Consider the following 4,820-nt stretch of genomic DNA (forward strand, 5'->3'; position numbering starts at 1 on the left):
ATTTTAATTTTTATTATGAAAGGCATAGCAGCTCCATCAACAGCCTCAAAATATAAATATCTAGGCGAAACACCCTGTCCCGTCATGTTGCGGCAGAATGGTAACAAAGCTGAACAAAGGCTTAATCAGCATTTAGTCATTTACCACCGAAAAACGTGACGCAAATCACAAACCCCTCGTCTCATGTAGATTACATCACCAAAATTAAGAAAGTCTTAAGATGCTTTCAGCTCAAAAAACGTTCCATTTTAAAGTGTTGATTTCACTAATAAGCCGACAGTAATGTCTGTTGTACAGACAATTTCGACAGCTGAATTCTCATAGTTAAGATGCGTAGTTCCACATCCTAAGTGGGGTTCAATGTGCTGATGCCGGATCCAAGGAGAGCCAAACAATTGAACGAGCTTGGAAATACTCGTGTGCTTACTCGAAAGATGGATGACACCTAAGCTGCGTTAACTGTTGCGTTGGTCGTTATCGTTTGAACGCCAGCAGCAAGACACCCACAGCTACCAGCCCGATACCAAGCCATTCTCGGGGTGATGGACGTTCACCAAGGAATGTGAACGCGAATACAGCAACTAAGACAAGACTCAGTTTATCTACTGGGGCGACTTGAGAAGCATCCCCGATTTTTAGTGCTCGGAAGTAGCACACCCATGATGCGCCTGTTGCAAGACCGGACAGGCCAAGGAAAAGCCAAGTTTTAAGTGATAACTCCAACGGGTTGACCCATTTGCCTGTGTAAGCAATAAATGCTGATAAAACAACGATGATGATCCCAGTTCGGATCAAGGTAGCTAGGTCTGAGTCCACCCCCTGAACACCCACCTTGGCAAAAATTGCAGTCATGGCAGCAAAAACTGCGGACAACAAGGCCCAATAAAACCACTCCGTTGACGTAACCATTTCCCCCCCTCAATTTGCTGTCCCCATGCTAAAAACATTTCTATCAGGACACGGTTTGCTTAAGTCTTTCTTAATAAATCTCCAACATGCTGCGATAGACGGCGATTCGTCTAACCACAGGATAGGGTGAACCATGCATAACCAAACGAACAACTTAGTAAGCAAAGTGCCCGAGATAACATTGGCATTTTGGCTCACCAAAATTCTAGCAACAACGCTTGGTGAAACAGGTGGAGATGCAGTGTCCATGTCGATGGATCTAGGCTATCTGGTAAGTACAGCCATTTTTGCAGTCATTTTCTTTGTGGCCGTCAGCGCCCAGATCTCCGCCAAGTCCTATAACCCGACACTGTATTGGGTCACCATCATTGCAACGACGACTGTTGGAACAACCCTGGCTGACTTCGCAGATCGTTCATTAGGTATTGGTTATGCTGGCGGTTCCGCCATACTTTTCCTTTTGCTGCTTGGTTCGTTTGGCGTCTGGTATCGAGCCCAGGGAGAAATATCATCCAGCCAGATTTCCTCACCCAGAACAGAAATGTTCTATTGGATCACCATCATGTTTTCACAAACACTCGGTACTGCTCTAGGAGACTGGACTGCCGATGATGCCGGATTTGGGTATGCGGGCAGCTCTATAGTGTTTGGTGGCATTCTGATAGCTATCGTAGCGGCTTACCTATGGACTAAGGTTTCTCGCACATTGTTGTTCTGGGCTGCGTTTATTATCACCCGTCCCCTCGGTGCTGTTGTTGGTGACTTTCTGGATAAGCCACTTAGCAAGGGCGGCTTGGAACTCAGCCGCTATTCGGCTTCAATTACGTTACTGTTAGCGATTGCCGTGCTGGTCTATATTTCTAGTATGAAAAGAAAACAGAATGATACGATCCCCTTGGATTTAGACGCTGAGAGATAGTTATAAAAGCACACTACATTGGAGCTGCATCATGGATAACATGATCTGCTCCAATATTATTGGCGAGCAATTCATGACGAGTTGAACAATAGAATTACGACTTGTGAAAATGTCATTGTAAGGACTTCAAATGAACAGCATGAGTATATCAGAAAGGAGTTTATTCAATAAAGTGCCAGAGGTAACGATGACCTTCTGGATCATTAAGATGATGTCCACCACTGTAGGAGAGACTGCTGCTGACTACTTGATATTTAATATGAAACTTGGATTAACTATAACATCCATACTTATGGGGGCTATTTTACTCTCAACTATAGTGATACAACTGCGCGCAGATAAATATACTCCCTGGAAGTATTGGCTAGCTGTAGTGCTTGTTAGTATTTTTGGTACGCTAGTGACAGATAACCTAACCGATCAGGTAGGGGTTCCATTGGAAGTCTCAACTAGCATGTTTACGCTTGTTCTGCTTGCTACATTTTGGTTCTGGTATACCCAAGAAAAAACTTTATCAATACGTTCTATAGATACGCCTAAGCGAGAGATTTTCTATTGGAGTGCCATTCTGGTGACTTTTGCTTTGGGAACCGCAGCGGGAGATTGGGTTTCAGAAGGTATGGATATTGGATACATAAAGTCCACCTTGTTATTTGGCGGACTTATATCCATTGTGTATGCTGTCTATTTAATAGCTAGAGTAAATGTAGTTTTAACGTTTTGGATAATCTATGTGTTAACTCGTCCGTTAGGTGCATCTATAGGTGACTTGCTATCACAACCGGAAAAACATGGCGGATTGGGATTTGGAGTGACAAGTACCAGCGTCATATTTTTAGTATTAATATCAGCTCTAGTCGTGCATCAATCATCTAAGGTCAGTACACATATTACAATTAGTCATAGAGGTGAATAGATATACTTGTACATAAGTTACCGTGTTGGATTGAAATGACATCATGGAAATTATTATTAAGAGAGTAAAATTACAAAAATGATTAGCTGATTAAGTTCATCCTGGTTAAATAACTAATAATTTAGATATCATGTTAGATGATACATTGAGAAAAATAGAATCCATTGCTGATAAATGTGAGGAAATAAAATGGAATAAACTACTTCAATATGAGATCTAACTTGGGAGAAATTTTAGCCAACTGTTCAAATAACGAACAAAAAGCAATGGGAACTTTCGCGCGAGAGGCTGACAGCTCTTAAAATGCCCAAATGTAAACCATTAAAAGTGGAGCTAAAACTCTATTCCTGCGTCACTTCATGTTTATCAAGAAAACTGTTGATAAATATATCATTTTGATTAATGTGATGATAAATGAACATGAAATGGACTTTATATGAAAAACAAAATATTTATCGCAGCGTTTATTAGTAGTTTTTTTAGTCCAGTATATGCGTCTAGTGCATTTGAGACTTATGGTGATATTGGACAGTTTGCCATACCCGCTATAGCGGCTGGGATCTCCTGGTATAAAGAAGACTATGAAGGGTTGAAGGATTTTGGCTACTCCTTTGTATCGACTACGGCAACTGTCGAGATTTTAAAAAACACCGTAGATGCAACACGGCCAAATGGTGGTTCGAAAAGCTTCCCATCTGGACACACGGCATGGGCCTTTAGCGGAGCTAGCTATTTGCACATGCGCTACGGTTGGAGCTACGGGCTTCCTGCTTACATTGCTGCTGGGGCTGTGGGCTGGTCTCGTGTGGAGTCAGATAACCATTACTGGCGAGATGTGATTGCCAGTGCGGTCATTGCCACTGGGTTTAGCTACGTGTTTACCACTCCGTATGATCAACAGTTGGTGTTCGCTCCTGGAATTATGAATGATGGTGCTCAGGGGATTTTGATGAGCTATAGATATTAATTTATCGAAGTCTTTTCGCTTCACATAGTGGTGATGTGTAAGAGCACATCGCCATTTTAATACCAAGCCTTCTGGGCGATAGGTCTTCGACTTCCAATTCTTCCTGGGTCTACATCCATATCACAAGATTCACCTCTGAAGTATGGAACTCTTAACAACCAGAGCTATACGTTAGTAGCAAGAGCTGGCGGTGTAATGAGGATTGCACACAACGATGGCTCTCCTGCCAAAATCAGCAGATAAGTTATCTATTGTATCCACTTCATCCCGCACATTATAAAGACGGTTTTAAATTCACCGCAAGGCTTTTATAGCGGTCTCTGCGAGAGCAGATATTCTCCTCTACCTCCGAGATAGACAACGCTTAATTTATTATCAAGTCCATTTTTCATAATTTAACCAGCGTTACTTTCTGAATGCCGAGCATGTGGTTCTACCACTCGATTACATCTCCCTTGTGTTTTAGGATAAACCTAATGGTTGGTGTGCTTGTTATTACATTTTTTGCATACTCATCTGCATTTTCTGTTAAAGCAGGACTTAATTCAATTATAGCTTTCATGATCAATTTTTCACTATACCCATTCTTTATCATTATCTCTGCAAAAGTAATATCAGATTGTTCTAAATCATCATGAAATTTCTTCACCAATGGTTGATAGACCTGAATGCACTTATCTATAAAACTCAATTTTTTGTAAGGGATATGAATCCAGGCTGTTATTCTGGTAAGGCGTGCTAACCTATTTTTTCTAATTTCTAATTTTTTTTGTACTTTTTCTATCATTTGCCTACCTCGTTTTGCAATTAGTCCTGTAGCTTGAATACATCTAGCAAAAAAACTCTCCCCATCTTTATGGCAGTTAAAACCTGAGAGTTTTCCATACCTACTAGATGACACATCGACATTAAACTCTTCTTCTAATAAATGAGCTGCCTCTCTTGTTATTTCTGGATCTAATCTTTCTGCTATTTTAATCCAAGCATCATATACTCCATGGCGAGTTTCTATTATTGCCGCCGCATTAAATCCTGCATCATTCAACACTTTTAGTTTGATATCGCTAGTGTCAGAAACAAAAAGCATTCCAGAATGCTCTGATATAGAT

Annotated in this window: 5 protein-coding genes; 3 read left to right on the forward strand and 2 right to left on the reverse strand. The window is 41.0% G+C overall.

Translation table 11 applies throughout. The features are described 5' to 3' along the window. Positions 1–474: 474 nt before the first annotated feature. Entirely contained in the window at positions 475–909 is a 435-nt protein-coding gene (locus DBR30_RS01445) for an EamA family transporter (RefSeq protein WP_068977125.1), read from the reverse strand. 133 nt (positions 910–1,042) lie between these two features. Between DBR30_RS01445 and DBR30_RS01450 the strand changes: the two genes are divergently transcribed. The 3 genes from DBR30_RS01450 (at position 1,043) to DBR30_RS01460 (ending at position 3,711) form a co-directional block, all read left to right on the forward strand. Beyond that, a complete protein-coding gene (locus DBR30_RS01450; RefSeq protein WP_005337484.1) occupies positions 1,043–1,828 on the forward strand; it encodes a COG4705 family protein in 786 nt (261 codons plus the stop codon). A 130-nt stretch (positions 1,829–1,958) separates the two neighbouring features. Further along, on the forward strand, positions 1,959–2,744 hold the full coding sequence (locus DBR30_RS01455; RefSeq protein ID WP_068977111.1) for a COG4705 family protein: 786 nt from the start codon (positions 1,959–1,961) through the stop codon (positions 2,742–2,744). A gap of 436 nt (positions 2,745–3,180) precedes the next feature. Then, positions 3,181–3,711: a phosphatase PAP2 family protein gene (locus DBR30_RS01460; protein WP_108541362.1), complete on the forward strand. Its 531-nt coding sequence runs from the start codon at positions 3,181–3,183 to the stop codon at positions 3,709–3,711. A gap of 433 nt (positions 3,712–4,144) precedes the next feature. On the opposite strand, the gene DBR30_RS01465 is transcribed toward DBR30_RS01460, so the two are convergent. Next, positions 4,145–4,820, reverse strand: a 676-nt coding sequence (locus DBR30_RS01465; protein ID WP_146181341.1) for a DNA-primase RepB domain-containing protein, incomplete at its 5' end; no start/stop codon positions are given.

The sequence above is a fragment of the Aeromonas sp. HMWF017 genome (assembly GCF_003061465.1).
Classification (GTDB): Bacteria; Pseudomonadota; Gammaproteobacteria; order Enterobacterales; family Aeromonadaceae; genus Aeromonas; species Aeromonas veronii.